We start from the raw sequence: 16,002 nt of genomic DNA on the forward strand, positions 1-16,002 counted from the left end.
GGTGGTGAGCTGCTGGCCGGCGTACTTGACCAGGCACGCGGACTGCTTCTCCTCGGCGGTGAGCGTGTCCGCCGTCTTGAAGCTGATCTGCTGCTGGCTGAGCTGGGTCCGGACGTAGTCGTCGGCGAAGTTCGCGTTGCTGGTCAGGACGATGCCGGCGACCAGCAGGAGCCCGGCCAGGACCACCAGGCCGAGGCCGACGATGAAGTCGAGCGTCTTGCGCTTCATGGGATGCCCTCCGGGGCTGGAATCTTGTGTCGGTGACTGACGCAAGTAGCGTGCGGCCGGGGGACGGTGCGCCGGCAGAGCCCAACCACCCCATCGGCGGGGACCGAAGTCCCGTCCTCGCCGGGACCTGCGGCGGTCGGCTATCCGTCACCGGCGCGATACGGGACCTTCGCCCCTGACGGCCGCCGCCCCGGCCGGGGCAACGTTGGTGGGAAGAAGCCCGTTGCAGCGTCGAGGAGTGCGCCATGGTGGCGATCCAGTACACCGACCGCGGGCCTGCCGCGCGCATCGGCGCGGCGGGCGGCGCGCTGACCCGCGCGGCCCTCGCGGCCATGGAGGCGCCCGCGCATTTCGACCCGCACCCGTGGCACTGGCGCATCGACGACGACCGGGCGGCGCTCATCGCCGATCACGGCCGCCGGGCGCCCGACGATCCCGACGGGCGGCTGCTGACGGTCAGCTGCGGCGCCGCCCTGCACCACGCGGTGACGGCGCTGGCCGGCGACGGCATCGGGGCGGACGTGCGGCGGCTGCCCGACGCGGCCGAGCCCGGGCTGCTGGCGGTCGTGCGCTGCACCGGCCCGATCGGCACCTCGTCGCGGGCGCTGCGGCTGCACCGGGCCAACGCGATGCGCCGCAGCGACCGGCGCCCGCCCACCGACGCGCCCATCGACGGCTCCACCGAGCGCGTGTTGCGCTCGGCCGCGCAGGAGGCCGGTGGCGGGCTCTGCCCGCTGTGGCCGTCCGCGGGCCGGTTCGCGATCACCACCACCGGCGACGGGCCGCGCGACTGGCTCGGCGCCGGTGAGGCGCTGTCGGCCGTCCTGCTCAACGCCGCGGCCGAGGGGCTCGCCACCCGGGTGGAGGAGTTCCTGCCCGCGGCGGAGGCGACCCGGCTGGCCTGGTCGATGCCCGCCGGGGCGGGCCGCCCGGCCGTCGTGGTCGGCATCGCGCCGGCCGGCCGGCTCAGCTGAGGGGGAGAGGCGCGACGGTGACGCCGCGCCCCGAGACGTGATCGCGCCGGCTCAGCGGAGGGGCGCGGCGGTGACGCTGCGCCCCCGGACGTGATCGGGCTGGTGGTCCGGGCGTCGCGCCGACGGGCCGTCTCAGCTGAGGGGGAGGGGCGCGGCGGTAACGCTGCGCCCCGGGACGTGGTCGGGCCGGTGTCAGGCGTCGAGGATGCGGCGGGCGTCGCGCTCGACGAGCACCGGCACGAAGGCGTGGACCTCGGCGTTCGCGTAGCGCTCGGCGGCGCGGGCGACCGTCTGCCGGACGGTCTGCGGGTCGTGCCGGTCGGCGTACCGCTTGATCAGCCGCTCGGTCGCGTGCGCGAGGGCGTGCTCCTCGACGAGGGTCTTGCGCTCCATGGCGAGCATGGCTGGCTCCTTTGCTCCTAGGTCCGTCGCGCTGCTAGGTCCGTCGGCTACGAGCTTCGGCCGGGGTGGCCGCGGCGGACAGGGGCGTGTGGCCCGCCCGTTCGGGTCTTCCGACTCCCCCGCGGCGGCCGGCGCCGGCGCATTGTGGAGGCAGCGGGACCGATGACGGCAACGTGGCAGGGAGGACCAGATGCAATCGCGGCGCAACCTTCGGCCGGTACTGCTCGGGCTCGTCGTGGGCGCGGTCGGCGTCGGACTGAGCGGCGCCCTGGCGCGCCTGACGGTCCGATCGCTCGGCCCGGCGGCGAGACCGGCCCGGTGAGACGGGAGCAGGCAGATGCGTGGGCTGCCGGTACGTGACGTGACGGGCGAGCCCGACCACGAAAGGAGTGTCATGGCGGCACGGGGCAGGGTCGTCGTCGGATACGACGGCTCCGCGGGATCCGCGGCTGCCGTGCGCCTGGCCGCGGCCGAGGCGGCGGCGTCGGGTGGCCTGCTGCACCTGGTGCACGCGCAGCTGACGCGCTCGGCGTACGCGCTGCTGCTGCCGCCCGGCGCGGTCGGCGCGGCGGCCGTGGAGGCCGAGCGGCTCGTGGCGGCCGCCCGCGCGCGGCTGCACCAGGACTATCCGGACCTGCCGGTGCGCCCCGCCGTCGTGCTGGGCGGCCCCGGCGCCGCGCTGGTGCGCGCGGCCCGGGGGGCCACGCTGCTGGTCGTGGGGCGGACCGGGTCCGGACCGGACGGCGTCGCCGCGCACGTCATGGCGGGCGCGGCCTGCCCGGTCACCGTCGTGGGCGGCGACGCGGCGCCGCCGTGGCACTCGGGCGGCCGCCCGGTCGTGCTCGGCTTCGACGCCGCCGCCGCGCTGTCGCCGGCCGTGCCGTTCGCGTTCGGCGCCGCCCGGCTGCGCGGCGCCGGCCTGCGGGTGTGTCACGTCCGGTGCCCGGGCGACGATCCGTGGGCCCGGGACGCGGACGCCCGGCGCGAGGTCAGCGAGGCCCTGGCCGGCTGGCGTGCCGCGCACCCCGACGTGCCCGTCGCCGTGGACGTGCTCACCGGCGTGGACCCGGCGGCGCGGCTGCTCGACGCGGCGGCCGACGCGGTGCTGGTCGTGCTCGGCGGGCGGGGTGCGGGCCGCCCCGGCCGCATCGCCGACGTCGTCACCCGCAACGCCGCCTGCCCGGTGACTGTCGTGCGGGCCGCGGGCCGTCTCGTCGCGGTCAGCTGACCGCGGTCCGCTGCGGAGGCTGGCGCAGCGCTGCCACCACGGCGGTGAGCGCCGCCGTCGCCATCCCGGCCCCGACGGTGAGGGTCACCAGCAGCGGGACCGTGTTCACCGGCCCGCCCGTGACCGCGTCCCACAGCGGGTCGCGGAACGCGGTCATGAGGGCCAGCGCGACCGTCCCGGCGACCGCGGACGCCTCGGCCACGCGCGCGGTCCGGGTGCGCGGCGGCCGGGCGATGAAGCCCGCGGCGGCATTGGTCAGGACGCAGAAGGTGTACTTCGACAAGACGACCACGGCGAAGTACCACCCGATGAGCAGCGGGTCACTCAGCCCCTCGCCGATCGCCTGAGCGCCGGCCACGGCGGCGCCGGCCAGCACGCTCGCGGCGGCGAACACCACCGCGGCGCGCCGCCGGACCCACGCGACGACGGCGGGGGACAGCCACCGCCCGGCGACGTCGCCCAGCCAGTCGTGCCGCCACGCGCGGGCGGTGCCGCGCGGCGACCGGGACCGCCACAGCAGGCCGGCCACGGTGAGGGTCAGCAGCGACACCACGGCGAGCCCGGCGATCAGCGCCGTGGTCCGGCCGTCCCAAGCGGGCGCGTGCGCGCGGACGGCGACCGCGCCCCACTCGGCGCCGAGGGCGAGCCCGATCAGCAGGGTGAGGGCGCCGGCCGCCCGGGCCGTCTGCTGGCCCCGATCGGCCCCGCCGGGCGAGCGCCACGCGGGCAGCCGGGCGGCGATCACGGCCGCCAGCAGCGGCACGCCGAGCACGGCCTGGGAGACGAACACGTCGTACGGGTCGTCCTGCCACGGGCTCACGGACCGCAGCGGCTTGTCCTGCGTGGCCAGCACCGTCAGCGCCTCGAAGACGGCCGCCGAGCCGAGCGCGGCCAGGATGGCGGAGAGCTTCCTCATGGGCGCCATGGTACGCGCCTCGTAGTACGAGGCAAGTAGTAATGGGTGCAGGCCGCATGCTGGTCGCCCGCGCCGCGCCCGCCATCCGCCGCCGGGCGCTGCCGAGACGACGGGTCAGCGCCAGCGGGCGCTGTCGGTCAGCGTCTGTTCGCGGGTCGTCGGCTCCTCGCGGTAGTCGTCGCGGTACGACTGGGTCAGCCCGAGGCCGTCGGCGCCCAGCGGCCGCTCCTCGTCGCGACGCGTCTCGGCCGTGCTCGGTTCGCCGGCGACGGCCGCGGCGCCCGGGCGCGGCCACGGGCGCCAGCGCTGCCAGCTGGCCGCCGCGACGAGCAGCAGCACCCCGACGACGCCGGCCAGGCCGGTGCGCAGCGGCGCCGCGAGGTCGAGGCGGTGCTCGGCCACGTAGAAGTCCGGCGGCAGCGCCTGGAACACCCGCGCCGGGGCGAGGAGCGACAGGACATAGCCCAAGGTGTACGGCACCGCGACGGCGACCGCCCCCAGGGGCGAGACGCGCAGGGTGCCCAGGACGCCCAGCAGCAGGCCGGCGACGACCAGCATCAGGGGCCGGGCGAGCCCCCCGTCCGGCCGGACCTCGCCGGCCGCGAGCAGGACATAGGCCACGGGCGCGACGACGAGCCCGGCGATCAGCGTTCGGATGTGCCGCATGCCGGCGAACCTAACGACCGGGACGCCAGTGTCAAAGCGATCTATGCAAAACCTAAGAATGCGGGGCGAAGTACTCATCGACGACGGCGTCCGGCACGTCGGCGAGGGTGGGTGGGCTCCAGCGGGGCCGGCGGTCCTTGTCGATGATCTGGGCCCGCACGCCCTCGGCGAAGTCGGGCAGCCGCAGCATCCTGGCCGAGAGCCGGTACTCCTGCTCCAGCGCCGCGGCCAGGCTGGGCAGGCCGGCGGCGGTGCGCAGCGAGCGCAGCGCGACGAGCAGCGCGGTCGGGGACCGGCCGGCGATCACCTCGGCGGCGTCCCGGGCCGCGGGCGCCGGGTGGGCGGCGAGCCGGTCGAGGATGCCGGCGACCGTGGCGGCGGCGTAGCACTCGTCGATCCAGCCGCGGGCGGCCTCGAGGTCGCCGGGTGGCGGCTCGGCGGCGAGGGACGCCACGGCCGTGGCGGCGTCCTTGCGGCGCAGCGCGTCGATGAGGTCGTCGCGCCGGCCGGCCGGGACGTAGTGGTCGGCGAGGCCGGCGGCGATCGCGTCGGCCGCCCCGACGGCGGTGCCGGTGAGTGCGAGGTGCGTGCCGACGTGGCCGGGCGCGTGGGCGAGCAGCCAGGAGCCGCCGACGTCGGGGTGGAAGCCGATGCCGACCTCGGGCATGGCCAGCCGGGACCGCTCGGTGACCACGCGCAGGGCGGCGTGGCCGGAGATGCCGATCCCGCCGCCCATGACGAGGCCGTCCATCCAGGCGACGACCGGCTTCGGGTACTCGGCGATGGCGGCGTTGAGCCGGTACTCGTCGGCCCAGAAGCGCAGCGCGCCGGTGCCGCCGGAGACGGCGTCGGCGTGGATGGCGCGGATGTCGCCGCCGGCGCAGAGGCCGCGCTCGCCCTCGCCGGTGATGAGGACCGTGCGGACCCGGTCGTCCCCGGCCCAGTCGGCCAGGGCGCGGCGCATGATCGCGACCATCTCGGCGTTGAGGGCGTTGATGACGGCCGGCCGGTTGAGGATCAGCCGCCCGAGGTCCCCGTCGAGCCGGACGATCACCGGCGGCGCGCCGGGCGAGGTGCTCATGCGGCATGCTCTCACGCCCGGGCACCGTGCCGCCCGTCGCGGGGTTGATCGCCATGCGGGCGGGTACGGAGGCTTCGTGGACTCGCGCCGGTACTCGTTCGTCGTGGTGGCCAACCGGCTGCCCGTCGATCGGTCAGACGATGGATGGACCCGCAGCCCGGGCGGGCTGGTGAGCGCGCTCGAGCCGATCACGCGCGGCGCGCAGGGGGCCTGGGTGGGCTGGGCCGGCGGCCCGGGCGACGACGTCGAGCCGTTCGACCACGACGGGGTACGGCTGCTGCCGGTACGGCTGAGCGCGGAGGACGTCGACCGGTACTACGAGGGGCAGTCCAACTCGACGATCTGGCCGCTGTTCCACCACGGGGTCGAGGCGCCCGTGCACCGCCGGGCGTGGCGGGTGGCCTACGAGGCGGTCAACCGGCGCTTCGCCGACGCGGCCGCGCGGGTCGCCGCCGAGGGCGCCACGGTGTGGGTGCACGACTACCAGCTGCTGCGGGTGCCGGCCATGCTGCGGGAGGTCCGGCCGGACCTGCGCATCGGGTTCTTCCTGCACATCCCCTTCCCGCCGGTCGAGCTGTTCATGCAGCTGCCGCGCCGGGCCGACCTGCTGCGCGGGCTGCTCGGGGCCGACCTGGTCGGGTTCCAGCAGTCGCTGGCGGCGCACAACTTCCTGCAGCTGTCGGCGCGGCTGCTGGGATTGCAGCCGCAGGGGGACCAGGTGCGCTACGACGGCCGAACCGTCACCGCGAGGGCCTTCCCGATCTCGATCGACGTCGGCGAGATCGAGAAGCTGGCCGCGGACCACACCGTGCGGGCCGAGTCGCGACGGCTGCGCCGGGAACTGGGCGGCGACCGGACGCTGCTGCTCGGCGTGGACCGGCTGGACTACACCAAGGGCATTGAACAACGCATCGAGGCGTACGGCGAGCTGCTGGACGACGGCACGATCAGCAACCGCGAGGCGGTGCTGGTGCAGGTGGCCACCCCGAGCCGGATGCGGGTGGCGCAGTACCAGCAGCTGCGCGAGCGGGTCGAGCGCGAGGTCGGCCGGATCAACGGCGAGTTCGGTGACGTCGGCAAGGCCCCCGTGCACTACCTGTTCCAGTCCCGCACCCGCGAGGAGCTGGTCGCCCTGTACCTCGCCGCCGACCTCATGCTCGTCACCCCCCTGCGCGACGGCATGAACCTGGTCGCCAAGGAGTACGTCGCCGCCCGCAGCGACGAGCGGGGCGCCCTGGTCCTGAGCGAGTTCACCGGCGCCGCCGAGGAACTGCCCGACGCCTTCCAGGTCAACCCGTACGACACGGACGACCTGGAGCGGGGCATCACCGCCGCGCTGCGCGCCGACCCGGCCGACCTGACCGCCCGGATGCGCCGCATGCGCGCCCACGTCGCCGCGCACGACGTGAACCGCTGGGCCAAGGAGTTCCTCGACGCCCTCGGGCGCTGAGACCGCTCAGGCGAGGGCGATGCTCAGCGTGTGGTACGTCGGGATCAGCACCCGGCGGCCGTAGCGGCGCTCGACGATCCGCCACGGCCGGCCGGTCGCCAGGAGGGCGCGCAGCAGGGCGGTGAGCTCGGCCCGCGCGACGGGGGCGCCGAGGCACAGGTGGCGGCCGGCGCCGAACCACAGCTGGCGGTTCTCGGGCAGGTAGGGGCGGGCCAGGTCGAAGCCGCCCGGGGCGTTGTTGGCGGTCCAGGTCAGCATCATGACCCGCTCGCCCGCCCGGAGCCGCCGGCCGGCGACGTCCACGTCGGCGCGGACGGAGCGGCCGATCACCGGGGCGGGGGTGGTGACACGCAGGCCCTCGCGCACGGCGTCGGCGATCCGGTCCGGCTCGGCCCGCAGGCGGTGCTGTTCGCCGGTGTCGTGCAGGAGGGCGACCGTGCGGGCCATGGCGCTGGCGGCGGTCTCGGTGCCGGCCACCGTGAGCAGCACGGCCAGGCCCTCGGTCTCGCGCAGGCCGAGTCCTAGGTCCCGGCAGCGGCCCAGCAGCGTGTCGGGCGGCGCCTCGCGCCACGCGGCGGCGACCCCGCCGGTCATCCGGGCCACGATGGCCTTGGCGGCCCGCACGGTGGCGTCGGGCAGGTGGGTGGAGGCGGTGCTGCCCAGCGCCAGGGCGGCGAGCTCCTCGCCGGTGTTGAACACCGCCCGGTACGGGGCGTCGTCGTCGGGGCTGTCCGTGGTACCGATGCGAAGGCCGAGCAGGTCGGCCACGATGCGCCCGACGATGACCCGCCCCAGGTCGGCGACGTCGACCGTCTCCCCGGCGTTGAGGGCCTCGGTGCACCGCCGCAGGCGCGGGCCGGCCACCCGGGCGACCAGCTCGGCCGCGTTGTCCTCGGTGAACAGCTCCCGGGCCTTGGTCCGCAGGGCGTGGTGCCCGGCGCCGTCGAAGGCGTCGTGGACCCAGTCGCCGAGGACCTGGGCCCACAGGTGCCCGACGCCGCCCTCGCCGAGCAGCGAGAAGTGCTCGCCGTCGTTGAGGATCAGCCGGGCGGTCACCGGGTCGGCGACCAGCCACCCGAGGCCGGGCATCCGGCGGATCGGCCGGGCGAACCGCCCGAGGGTCAGCAGGAGGGGCAGGGCGGGCCGGCTGGCCGCCAGCAGCCGCAGCTCGTGCCGCCGGTCGGGGGTGAGGGCCACAACGATCATGGTACCGTCCGCGTGTGGGAGCGTTGGATCGACGGGTCGCCGTGCTCGGCGGGGTGGCGGTCCATCTGCCCGCGGACCGGCTGTCCAGCCGCGGCGTGGAGGAGCGCATCGCGGCGCGCAGCGACGGGTTCGTGCCGCCGGCCGGGCTGATCCGCCGGGTCAGCGGCATCGAGCACCGGCACGAGATGCCGCAGGACTGGCAGGCCTCCGACCTCGCCGTGGCCGCCGCGCAGAAGGTGCTCGCCGGCTCGGGCACCGCACCCGGCGACGTCGACCTGCTGATCTTCGCCTCGGCCAGCCAGGACATGGTGGAGCCGGCGACCGCGCACATCGTCGCCGAGAAGCTCGGGCTGGGCTGCCCGGTGTTCGACGTGAAGAACGCGTGCAACAGCGTGCTCAACGCGATGGAGATCGCCGACGCGCTCATCGTCGCGGGCCGCTACCGGCGGGTGCTCATCGCCGGCGGGGAGTCGCCGTCGCGGGCGGTGCGCTGGCGGGTGCCGGACATCGCCGCGTTCCGGACCGCGTTCGCCGGCTACACGCTGTCCGACGCCGGCGCCGCCCTGCTGCTGCGCGCCGCCGAGGCGGTGCCGGGCGGGCCCGGGATCCTCGGCTTCGGCGCGGCCGCGAACTCGCGCGTGTGGGACGTCGGGACGCTGCCGGCGGGGGGCTCGGCGCACCCGCGCGACGAGGAGTACACCTACTTCCGCATCGACGGCGACCGGCTCCGCGACGCGTTCTCGGCCCTGGGCCCGCAGGTCCTGCACGACACGGTGCACCGGCTGGGCCTCACGTGGGACGACTTCGCCTTCGTCGGGCTGCACCAGGTGTCGCTGGGGTTCCTGGAGGAGATCCGCGAGCGCATCGGCGTGCCGGCCGACCGGGTCGTCGTCACGCTGCCCGAGCACGGCAACGTCGCCTCGGCCAGCCTGCCGCTGCAGCTGTCGGTGGCCCTGGAGACCGGCCTGGCCGGGCCGGGCGACCTGATCGCGCTCGTCGGCCTGGGCGGGGGCATCAGCCTGGGCATGACGGTGATCCGGCTGTGAACCTCTGGGTGGTGATTCCGGCGTACAACGAGGCGCCCGGCATCACCAAGACGCTGGACGCCCTGGCGGCGCAGGACGACCCCGACTTCACGGTGGTGGTGGTCGACAACAACTCGACCGACGGCACCGCCGACGTCGTGCGCGCGCACTCGGCAACGGTGCACGTCATCGGGGAGCCGCGCAAGGGCACCGGCGCGGCCGCCGACACCGGCATGCGCTTCGCCATCGCCCACGGCGCCACCCACCTCGCCCGCACCGACGCCGACTGCCTGCCCGAGCCGGACTGGACCGCCCGCATCCGGGCCGCGTTCGGCGACGGCCTCGAGCTGGTCGCCGGCCGGCTGCTGCCGCGCACCGACGAGGGCCCGCTCCCGGGCCGGTACCGCTGGTTGCTCCCCACCGCCGTCGAGGTGGCCGCCTGGTTCGGCAAGTTCCGCCCCGGCAACCGCGATCCCGCCTACCTCGGCCCGTACGTGATGGCCCCCGGCTGCAACATGGCCATCGCCGCCGGCCTCTACGAGCGGGCGGGCGGCTTCCCGCGCACGGCCATCGAGGAGCTGCACGAGGACCGGGCCCTCGTCAACGCGGTGCGCCGGCTGACCCCCGCCTACGGGCTGCGCCGCGACGTCACCGTGCGCGGCTCGACGCGGCGGGTCCGGGCGTGGGGGCTGCGCCGCACCCTCGCCTGGTACGCCGACCACCGGTACCGTCCGTCCATTGTAGACATCCGGTGACCGCCCGCTGGGAGCGGCGCCTCCAGCTGGCCGCGCACCCGCTGCTCTTCCCGCTCGCCCGCGGCCTGGCCCGGCTCGGCCCGGTCGTGCGGGTGCCCGGCCTCGGCGTGGTCGTCAACGACGCCGCGACCGCGCGGGCGGTGCTCACCGACACCGGCACGTTCAGCAAGACCGCCCCGGGCGCCCCCGCCGACCTGTGGACCCCGGTGCTCGGCCCCAGCGTGCTGCTCAACATGGCGGGGGAGGACCACGCCCGGCTGCGCCGCAAGCTGTCCGGCCTGTTCACCCCGGCGGCCGTGCGGGCGCTGTGCGAGCGGGTCCTGGCCGGCGTCCTCGCCGGCATGACCGCGCGGCTGGCCGCCGGGGCGCCGGTCGATCTCGTCGCCGAGGTGCGCCGCTGCGCCGGGGCGGTCATCGCCGAGCTCGTCGGCCTGCCGCCCGACCCGGACCGCTTCGACGCGATGTTCGCCCGCGGCACCGAGGTCACCGCGATGGTCCGGCTGACCCGACGGGGCCTGACCCCGCCGCAGGTCGCCCGGGCCCGTGCGGTGATGGCCGAGCTGACCGCCCCGGCCGTGACCGCCTACCGCGACGCGGCCGGCGCCACCGTGCCGGGCCGGATGCGCCAGCTCGGGCTGACCGAGGACGAGGCCCGCGGCGCCGTCGCCGCGTTCGTGCTCACCGGCACCGAGACGCTGGTGTCGTTCGTGCCGCGGCTGGTCGCGCTGGCCCACGACAGCGGCTGGCTGGCCCGCCTGGCCGCCGACCCGGCCCGCACCGACGCCGTGGTGGGCGAGGCGCTGCGCTACACCGTGCCGTCGCCGGTCATGCTCCGCGGCGTGGCCGCGCCCGGGCGGGTCGGGCGGGTGCCCGTCGCGCCGGGGGACCGGGTGGTCATCATGACGATGTCGTGCGCCCGCGCGTCCGGGTCGTTTGATCCCGAACGACCGCACCCGCCGGAGCTGCGGCAGCTGTGGTTCGGCGCGGGCGCGCACTACTGCCTCGGCATGCCCCTGGCCCTGGCCGAGATCGAGGCCATCCTCGGCGCCGTCCTGGCCGCCTGGCGCCAGGCCGGGCCCCTCGCCGTGCGGCAGCGGCGGGCGGCCGCGCGGGTGCTGATCCCGGGGTACGCCAAGCTGGTCCTGGCCCGCGCATGACCGACCTGCTGACGGCGTTGCTCGCCACGTGCGACGAGCGGGGCGACGCGCCCGCGCTGCGGTCCGGGGCGCTGCGGCTGACGTTCCGGGAGTTCGGCGGGCGCATCCGGGCCACCGCCGGCGGACTGCGCGCGGCCGGCCTCGAGCCGGGGGACCGGGTGCTGTTCTCGGTCCGCCCCGAGCCCGCCGGCGTCGTGCTGGCCCTGGGCATCGTCGCGGCCGGCGGCACCGTCGTCTTTGCCGACCCCGGTGCCGGGCCCGAGCTGTTCGCGGCCCGGCTGGCGCTCACCGGCCCGCGCTGGGCCGCGGCCGAGTCGCTGCTCTACGCCGCGAGCGCCTTCCGCGCGACCCGCTGGGCGGCCCGCCGCCGCGGGCTGCTGCTGCCCGCCTACGACCGGCTGCCGGTCCGGCACGTCTACGCCGGGCGGTGGCTGCCCGGCGTGCCGCGCGGGGCACACGCCGCCGCCCGCCTCGCCGCCGGACCCGCGGTGTCCACCGTGGACGACGCGCCGGACCGGGAGGCGCTCGTCGTGTTCACCTCCGGGACCACCGCCGCGCCCCGGGCCGTCGTGCACACCCGCGGCTCCCTCGGCGCGGGGCTCAGCGTCCTGGCCGGGCGGTGCGCGCTCGGCCCGGCCGACGTCGTGCACACCGACCAGCTGATGCTCGGCCTGCCCGCGCTGGTCGCCGGTGCGCTGTGGACGATGCCGCCCTACGGGCTGGCGGCGTCGGCCGAGCCGGTGCGGTACGCCTCGGGGCTGCGCGGCGTCACGCACACCTTCTGCGTGCCGGCCGACTTCGCCGCCGTCCTCGACGCGATCGCCGCCGGCCGCGTGCCGCCCCCGACCGGCCTGCGCAGCGTCATGCTCGGCGGCGCACCCGTCCCGCCCCCGCTGCTGCGCCGGGCCGGGGCGCTGCTGCCGGGGGTCGAGCTGCTCACGGTGTACGGCATGACCGAGATCGTGCCGGTCGCCGCCGCCACCGCCGAGGAGAAGCTCGCGCACGACGGCCCCGGCGACCTCGCCGGCGCGCTGCTGCCCGGCGTGCGGGCCCGCACCGCGCCCGACGGCGAGCTGCTCGTGCGCGGCCCGAACCTGTGCCGCGGGTACCTCGGCGAGCCCCCGCTGGCCGAGCACGCCACCGGCGACCTGGCCCGCCTCGACGGGGACCGCATCGTGCTCGTCGGCCGCAAGAAGGACATGATCATCCGGGGCCGGGTCAACATCTACCCCGGCCTGTACGAGCCCGCGATCGCCCGCCTCGACGGCGTCGCCGAGGCGGTCCTGGTCGGCCTGCCCACCGGCCTCGCCGGCGACGAGAAGGTCGTCCTCGCGATCGTCCCGGACGGGCCGGCGCAGCCCGTCGTCGCCGCGGTCCGCGCCGCCCTGCCCACGCTCATCGACGCCGGCGCCCTGCCGGACGAGATCGTCGCCGTGGCGGCCATACCGGTGACCGGCCGCACGGCCAAGCCCGACCGCGAGGCCCTGCGCCGGATGCTGGAGCGGCAGTGCGCATCGCGGTGACCGGCGTGACGGGCTTCGTCGGCGGGGCGGTGTGCCGCGCCGCCACCGCCGCCGGCTGGCACGTCCACCCGCTCGGCCGCCGCGAGTGGAACATCGACGACGGCCCGCTGCCCGGCCCGCCCCGCGTGGACGCGGTCGTGCACTGCGCCGCCGCCGTCAACGACTGGGGCCCGCCCGGCCCGACCTGGCGGACCAACCTCGAGGGCACCCGGCACGTCGCCGCGACCTTCCCGGCGGTACGGCTGGTGCACATCTCCTCGGCGAGCGTCTACGACCCGTTCCGGCCGACCGTCCAGGCCCGCGAGGACGAGGCACCCGTGGCGCGGTACCTGACCGCGTACGCCGCCTCGAAGGCCGCCGCCGAGCGGCTCCTCGCCGACCGCCCGGACACGGTGGTGCTGCGCCCGCACGCCGTCTACGGCCCGGGCGACCGGGTGCTGCTGCCGCGCATCCTCTCCGCCGTGCGCGGCCGCACGCTGTGGATCGTCGGCGACGGCCGGGCCCGCCAGTCGCTGACGTCGATCGACAACCTGGTGGCCGCCGCCCTGCGCGCCTGCGCCCCCGACGCGCCGCCCGGCGTCTACAACGTCGCCGACGCCGCACCGGTCACCGTCGGCGCCGCGCTAGGCGAGCTGATGCGCGCCCTCGGGCGGGACGTGCGAATCCGCGGCCTGCCGCTGCGCCCGGCCTGGCGGGCCGCGGGAGCGTTCGAGGCCGCCTGGCGCCTGGCCCGCCGGCCCGGACCGCCCCGGCTCACCCGGTACGCCATCAGCCACCTCGGCCTGGAGCGCACCCTCGATCTCGGCGCCGCCCGCGCCCGCCTCGGCCTGGACCCGGCCCCCACCTCCTTCGAGGGCGCCGCGGGCTGGCTCGGCGGCTGAGCTCGGAAGCCTGGGCGGTGAGCGCTCAATCGTTCAGTCCGTGAACCGTTCGTGGGTGCGTATCATCGGGGTTGTGCACGAGGCTGAGGGCGGGTCGGGGCTGGCGGGCACGGTCGCGTACCGCCTCGGCGTGCTCGGCGCCCTGGCGAACACCCGGTTCGCGGCGCGGATCGAGCCGTACGACCTCAAGCCGCGGCATCTCGCGCTCATGACGGCGCTCGACGCCGGGCGCGTCGCCTCGCAGCAGGACCTGGCCGTGCGGCTGGGGGTCGCGCCCAGCCTGGTGGTGGCGCTCGCCGACCACCTCGAGTCGCTCGGCGCGGTCGCCCGGACCCGGGATGCGCGGGACCGGCGCCGGCAGGTCCTCGTGCTCACCGGGCACGGACGCGAGCTGCTGGGCGTGTGCGCAGCGGCCGCCCGCGAGCTCGACGAGGAGCTCACCGCGGCGCTGCCGGCCGGCGACCGCGCGGCCCTCGACCGGGTCCTTGCCGCGCTCACGTCCGATGCGCCCGCCGTCGAGCCCGGCGACGCTCCGTAGCTTGCCGGTGCCGGGCCGCGGTTATTGCTGCCAGGCCGCTTGTTGGTGCCGGGCCTGCTGGTGCCGGGCCGCGTCCATTGCTGGCGGGTCGCGGTTGTTGGTGCCGGGCCGCGTCCATTGCTGGCGGGCCGCGCTCGTTGGTGCCGGGCCGCGGCTATTGCTGGCGGGCGGCCAGGGCGGCCTGCATGCGGCTCTGCAGGCCCAGCTTGGCCAGGATGCGGCTGACGTGGGTCTTGGCGGTGGCCTCGGCGATGCCGAGCCGGGCCGCGATCGCCGCGTTGGACAGGCCCTCGCCGAGGCAGCCCAGGACGTCGCGCTCGCGGGAGGTGAGCAGCCCCAGCGGTACGACGGCCGGGTCCTTGCCGTCTTTCGGCGACTCCTCGAAGGCGGCCAGGATGCGGCGGGTGACGGCCGGGGAGACGATGCCGTCGCCGCGGGCCACCGTGCGCACCGCGGCCACGAGCTCGTCGGCCGAGGCGTCCTTGAGCAGGAAGCCTGCCGCGCCGGCCCGCAGCGCGCCGAAGAGGTACTCGTCGATGTCGAACGTGGTCAGGGCCAGCACCCCGCGCATGCCCGCGGCGACGAGCTCGCGGGTCGCGGCGATTCCGTCCAGGCGCGGCATGCGCAGGTCCATGAGCACCACGTCGGGGCGCAGCCGCAGGGCCAGCTCGACCGCGGCGACGCCGTCGGGGGCCTCGCCGACCACCTCCAGGCCGGGCGCCGAGCGCAGGATGAGCACCAGGCCCGCCCGTACCGCCGGCTGGTCGTCGGCGACGAGCACCCGCACGGCCGTCACGGCGCGTCCGTCGGGAGGTGGGCGGCGACGATCCAGCGGTCGCCGTCGGGGCCGGCGGTGAGCGTGCCGCCGAGCAGCGCGGCCCGCTCGCGCATGCCGATGAGCCCGGCGCCGCCGAGCCCCGGGACCGGGCGGCGGGCCAGCCCGGAGTCCACGCGAAGGTCGACCGCGGCCGCCGTGCAGGCGACGGCGACCGCGACCGGGCCGCCGTCGCCGTGCTTGAGAGCGTTGGCCAGCGATTCCTGCAGGATGCGGTACGCCGCCAGGTCCACGCTCACCGGCACCCGCTCGGGGGCGCCGGTCACGCTCAGCCCGACCGGCACGCCGCAGTGAGCGACGAGGTCGTCGAGGGCGGCCAGACCGCCCCGGGTGGCCTCGGCGACGGCCGCGGGGTCGCGCAGGAACCCGATCATCCGCCGCATCTCGGCCAGGCCCTGGACGCTGTTCTCCCGGATGACGGTGAGCGCCTGCCGGGTGCCGTCCGGGCCGAGGTCGGCCGACAGCGCCGCGGTTGCGTGGATGGCGGCCGCGCTGAGGTGGTTGGCGATGACGTCGTGCAGCTCCCGGGCCATCCCGGCCCGCTCGGCGGCGACCGCGTTGGCCCGGTCGGCCTCGGCCAGCCGGGCCACCTGCTCGGCCGAGCGGCGGGCGATGGCCGCCTGGTCGCGGTGGTGGCGCACGTGGGAGCCGGTGAGGATCGGCACGACGGTGACGAGCGCGAGGAGCACGGCGAGCCCGAGCGCGCGCACGTCGCGCACGACGACGAGGCACACCGCGCCGGTGACCACCGAGCCGATCACGCTGAGGGCCAGCAGCGCCCGGGCCAGCGCCGCCCGGCCGTGCAGGCAGGCGTCGTACAGCACCTGGGTGTACACCAGCGGCGTGGCCAGCGACGGCCCGATGACGACGTCCCCGGCGACCGCGGCCGTGCCCACCAGCACGCTGGCCAGCGGCGCGGTCCGGCGCAGCAGCAGCGCCCCGCAGCACACCACCAGCGGCACGAACAGCCACGCCGGCGCGACCTGGGCCTGCCACTGGCCGGTGACGAACATCAGCGCGCCGGCGGCCAGGCCGCTGCCGGCGAGCACGAGATCCACGGCGCGGCCCTTCACGCCCCGATCTTTCCATCCCGGTGTACGGCGGCGAAATGCGACGAAGGATGTACGGTAACCGTCG

General features: G+C 76.7%; 17 protein-coding genes and 1 pseudogene. 10 read left to right on the plus strand and 8 right to left on the minus strand.

Annotated features, from left to right (window positions below):
- Window positions 1-228: pseudogene (locus AB0M46_RS39725) on the minus strand (hypothetical protein); the annotation flags it as partial.
- A gap of 245 nt (window positions 229-473) precedes the next feature.
- On the opposite strand from AB0M46_RS39725, the gene AB0M46_RS39730 reads away from it, so the two are divergent.
- A complete protein-coding gene (locus AB0M46_RS39730) occupies window positions 474-1,202 on the plus strand; it encodes a hypothetical protein (protein WP_363345010.1) in 729 nt (242 codons plus the stop codon).
- A gap of 192 nt (window positions 1,203-1,394) precedes the next feature.
- On the opposite strand, the gene AB0M46_RS39735 is transcribed toward AB0M46_RS39730, so the two are convergent.
- Window positions 1,395-1,604, minus strand: a complete 210-nt coding sequence (locus AB0M46_RS39735) for a three-helix bundle dimerization domain-containing protein (RefSeq protein ID WP_363345012.1) — start codon at window positions 1,602-1,604, stop codon at window positions 1,395-1,397.
- A 190-nt stretch (window positions 1,605-1,794) separates the two neighbouring features.
- Here AB0M46_RS39735 and AB0M46_RS39740 point away from each other — a divergent pair, with 190 nt between their 5' ends.
- Both AB0M46_RS39740 and AB0M46_RS39745 read left to right on the plus strand, forming a co-directional pair.
- Complete coding sequence (locus tag AB0M46_RS39740) at window positions 1,795-1,926, plus strand: hypothetical protein (RefSeq protein WP_363345014.1); 132 nt, start codon at window positions 1,795-1,797, stop codon at window positions 1,924-1,926.
- 72 nt (window positions 1,927-1,998) lie between these two features.
- Window positions 1,999-2,832, plus strand: a complete 834-nt coding sequence (locus AB0M46_RS39745; protein ID WP_363345016.1) for a universal stress protein — start codon at window positions 1,999-2,001, stop codon at window positions 2,830-2,832.
- On the opposite strand, the gene AB0M46_RS39750 is transcribed toward AB0M46_RS39745, so the two are convergent.
- From AB0M46_RS39750 to AB0M46_RS39760, 3 genes are all read right to left on the minus strand, one after another.
- Window positions 2,825-3,748: a hypothetical protein gene (locus AB0M46_RS39750; RefSeq protein WP_363345018.1), complete on the minus strand. Its 924-nt coding sequence runs from the start codon at window positions 3,746-3,748 to the stop codon at window positions 2,825-2,827. The two genes, AB0M46_RS39745 and AB0M46_RS39750, sit on opposite strands and share 8 nt — an antisense overlap.
- Before the next feature lie 114 nt (window positions 3,749-3,862).
- Window positions 3,863-4,414 (minus strand): hypothetical protein, encoded by a 552-nt coding sequence (locus tag AB0M46_RS39755; RefSeq protein ID WP_363345020.1) that lies wholly within the window; start codon window positions 4,412-4,414, stop codon window positions 3,863-3,865.
- A 52-nt stretch (window positions 4,415-4,466) separates the two neighbouring features.
- Entirely contained in the window at window positions 4,467-5,495 is a 1,029-nt protein-coding gene (locus AB0M46_RS39760; protein WP_363345022.1) for an enoyl-CoA hydratase/isomerase family protein, read from the minus strand.
- 76 nt (window positions 5,496-5,571) lie between these two features.
- On the opposite strand from AB0M46_RS39760, the gene AB0M46_RS39765 reads away from it, so the two are divergent.
- On the plus strand, window positions 5,572-6,945 hold the full coding sequence (locus AB0M46_RS39765) for a trehalose-6-phosphate synthase (protein WP_363345024.1): 1,374 nt from the start codon (window positions 5,572-5,574) through the stop codon (window positions 6,943-6,945).
- Between the two features lie 6 nt (window positions 6,946-6,951).
- Here the strand turns inward: AB0M46_RS39765 and AB0M46_RS39770 are convergent, their stop codons facing one another.
- Window positions 6,952-8,151: a cytochrome P450 gene (locus AB0M46_RS39770; RefSeq protein WP_363345026.1), complete on the minus strand. Its 1,200-nt coding sequence runs from the start codon at window positions 8,149-8,151 to the stop codon at window positions 6,952-6,954.
- Between the two features lie 14 nt (window positions 8,152-8,165).
- On the opposite strand from AB0M46_RS39770, the gene AB0M46_RS39775 reads away from it, so the two are divergent.
- The 6 genes from AB0M46_RS39775 (at window position 8,166) to AB0M46_RS39800 (ending at window position 14,030) form a co-directional block, all read left to right on the plus strand.
- Window positions 8,166-9,197, plus strand: coding sequence for a ketoacyl-ACP synthase III (locus tag AB0M46_RS39775; protein ID WP_363345028.1), 1,032 nt, complete (start codon window positions 8,166-8,168; stop codon window positions 9,195-9,197).
- Window positions 9,194-9,931 (plus strand): glycosyltransferase family 2 protein, encoded by a 738-nt coding sequence (locus AB0M46_RS39780; protein ID WP_363345030.1) that lies wholly within the window; start codon window positions 9,194-9,196, stop codon window positions 9,929-9,931. Before AB0M46_RS39775 ends, AB0M46_RS39780 begins: the two co-directional genes overlap by 4 nt.
- Window positions 9,928-11,088: a cytochrome P450 gene (locus AB0M46_RS39785; RefSeq protein WP_363345032.1), complete on the plus strand. Its 1,161-nt coding sequence runs from the start codon at window positions 9,928-9,930 to the stop codon at window positions 11,086-11,088. The genes AB0M46_RS39780 and AB0M46_RS39785 overlap by 4 nt, the downstream gene beginning before the upstream one ends.
- Window positions 11,085-12,611 (plus strand): class I adenylate-forming enzyme family protein, encoded by a 1,527-nt coding sequence (locus AB0M46_RS39790; RefSeq protein ID WP_363345034.1) that lies wholly within the window; start codon window positions 11,085-11,087, stop codon window positions 12,609-12,611. The genes AB0M46_RS39785 and AB0M46_RS39790 overlap by 4 nt, the downstream gene beginning before the upstream one ends.
- Window positions 12,596-13,492 (plus strand): NAD(P)-dependent oxidoreductase, encoded by an 897-nt coding sequence (locus AB0M46_RS39795; RefSeq protein WP_363345036.1) that lies wholly within the window; start codon window positions 12,596-12,598, stop codon window positions 13,490-13,492. The genes AB0M46_RS39790 and AB0M46_RS39795 overlap by 16 nt, the downstream gene beginning before the upstream one ends.
- 73 nt (window positions 13,493-13,565) lie before the next feature.
- Entirely contained in the window at window positions 13,566-14,030 is a 465-nt protein-coding gene (locus AB0M46_RS39800) for a MarR family winged helix-turn-helix transcriptional regulator (RefSeq protein WP_363345038.1), read from the plus strand.
- A gap of 154 nt (window positions 14,031-14,184) precedes the next feature.
- Here AB0M46_RS39800 and AB0M46_RS39805 read toward each other — a convergent pair whose 3' ends face one another.
- Both AB0M46_RS39805 and AB0M46_RS39810 read right to left on the minus strand, forming a co-directional pair.
- Window positions 14,185-14,826 (minus strand): response regulator transcription factor, encoded by a 642-nt coding sequence (locus AB0M46_RS39805; RefSeq protein ID WP_363345040.1) that lies wholly within the window; start codon window positions 14,824-14,826, stop codon window positions 14,185-14,187.
- A complete protein-coding gene (locus AB0M46_RS39810; RefSeq protein ID WP_363345042.1) occupies window positions 14,823-15,938 on the minus strand; it encodes a histidine kinase in 1,116 nt (371 codons plus the stop codon). The genes AB0M46_RS39805 and AB0M46_RS39810 overlap by 4 nt, the downstream gene beginning before the upstream one ends.
- Between the last annotated feature and the right edge of the window lie 64 nt (window positions 15,939-16,002).

The sequence above is a fragment of the Dactylosporangium sp. NPDC051485 genome (assembly GCF_040682015.1).
Classification (GTDB): domain Bacteria; phylum Actinomycetota; class Actinomycetes; order Mycobacteriales; family Micromonosporaceae; genus Dactylosporangium.

Bases quoted from the DNA above. Each gene is read 5' to 3' on its own strand.
- AB0M46_RS39730 (WP_363345010.1), top strand. From the start codon at position 474: ATGGTGGCGATCCAGTACACCGACCGCGGGCCTGCCGCGCGCATCGGC.
- AB0M46_RS39735 (WP_363345012.1), bottom strand. From the start codon at position 1,604: ATGCTCGCCATGGAGCGCAAGACCCTCGTCGAGGAGCACGCCCTCGCG.
- AB0M46_RS39740 (WP_363345014.1), top strand. From the start codon at position 1,795: ATGCAATCGCGGCGCAACCTTCGGCCGGTACTGCTCGGGCTCGTCGTG.
- AB0M46_RS39745 (WP_363345016.1), top strand. From the start codon at position 1,999: ATGGCGGCACGGGGCAGGGTCGTCGTCGGATACGACGGCTCCGCGGGA.
- AB0M46_RS39750 (WP_363345018.1), bottom strand. From the start codon at position 3,748: ATGAGGAAGCTCTCCGCCATCCTGGCCGCGCTCGGCTCGGCGGCCGTC.
- AB0M46_RS39755 (WP_363345020.1), bottom strand. From the start codon at position 4,414: ATGCGGCACATCCGAACGCTGATCGCCGGGCTCGTCGTCGCGCCCGTG.
- AB0M46_RS39760 (WP_363345022.1), bottom strand. From the start codon at position 5,495: ATGAGCACCTCGCCCGGCGCGCCGCCGGTGATCGTCCGGCTCGACGGG.
- AB0M46_RS39770 (WP_363345026.1), bottom strand. From the start codon at position 8,151: ATGATCGTTGTGGCCCTCACCCCCGACCGGCGGCACGAGCTGCGGCTG.
- AB0M46_RS39790 (WP_363345034.1), top strand. From the start codon at position 11,085: ATGACCGACCTGCTGACGGCGTTGCTCGCCACGTGCGACGAGCGGGGC.